1 protein-coding gene is annotated in these 1,360 nt (G+C 47.6%); it reads right to left on the bottom strand.

Annotation, left to right across the window (positions count from 1 at the left end; genetic code table 11):
- On the bottom strand, positions 1-1,280 hold a 1,280-nt coding region (gene dbpA, locus R7R78_RS23995; RefSeq protein ID WP_225474360.1), incomplete at its 3' end, for an ATP-dependent RNA helicase DbpA.
- Between the last annotated feature and the right edge of the window lie 80 nt (positions 1,281-1,360).

Genomic DNA, 1,360 nt, shown 5'->3' with positions numbered 1-1,360 from the left:
GAACGCACAGGGAACAAATGAATCTTGCCCACTTGCGCACCTGGGATGCCATTTTTGCCAGTCAAACAACCAAGAATATCGCCAGGACGAACTTTTTGCTTCTTGCCGCCATCAATGTTGATGGTCACCATCTTCGCTTGGTATGGCTGCTGATTTGATTTCGCTGGCAAGGTCGCTGGTACCACATCCATCTCTAAGTACTCTTCGATACGAGCAACACGTAGACCGTCTTTTTCACCAAAGAAGCTGAACGCCAAACCTTTACTGCCTGCTCGGCCAGTACGGCCAATACGGTGCACGTGCACTTCTGGGTCACGAGACAGCTCAAAGTTGAACACAGCATCAAGATTGTCCACATCCAAACCTCGTGCCGCCACGTCCGTTGCCACAAGAATAGAAACGCTCTTGTTCGCAAATTGCACCAGTGCTTGATCACGTTCACGCTGTTCAAGATCACCGTGAATATCGATCACGCTAAAGCCGCGATGGTGTAATTCATCCGCGACATTTTGAACTTCTTTCTTCGTATTACAGAACACCACCGCCGACTCTGGTTGGTAAGTCAAAAGAAGATTGGCTAGCGCCTCATCACGCGCTTCAGTTCCTTCTACTTTGTAGAAGTATTGAGCAATGCTGGAAGTATCGTGAGTCGATTCAACCTTGATCATCTCTGGCGATTTCATAATACGCTGAGCGATTTTCTCGATCTTATCTGGGAATGTTGCGCTAAACAGCAATGTCTGACGCTGTTTAGGCGCCGCATTAATAATTGCATCTAAAGCATCTTGGAAGCCCATTTCTAGCATACGATCGGCTTCATCCAGCACCAGTGTATTCAGCTCTTCCAAGTTAATACGGCCTTTCTCAAGGTGATCCAGAATACGCCCCGGAGTACCAACAAGGATATGTGCACCATGCTCTAACGAACCAATTTGCGGTCCCATCGGCATACCGCCGCACAACGTAAGTACTTTAATGTTATGGATACCACGCCCTAGCGTTCGAATTTCTTTAGCAACTTGATCCGCCAGTTCGCGAGTCGGACACAGCACCAAAGCCTGCACGCGAAATCGTTTTACGTTTAGATTTGATAGCACGCCAAGACCAAACGCCGCTGTTTTACCCGAGCCCGTTTTACCCTGACCAATTACGTCACGCTGATTCAAAATCGCCGGTAAGCTTAACGCTTGAATTGGCGTCATATGGGTGTAGTTCAATGAATCCAGCGTTTCTAGTAGCGCTGGGTTCAGGCCTACTTGGTCAAAAGTTTGTTTGCTCACAGGGAAATATCCTCAGGTGGGATGAAAAAGACGGCACATTATCGCCAGATTTTCTGGGAAGACCAGTGAAAATTAACCAT

The organism is Vibrio sp. 2134-1 (assembly GCF_033339495.1).
Note: the sequence above shows the minus strand (reverse complement) of the source record. Positions and strands in the feature narration are given on the sequence as shown.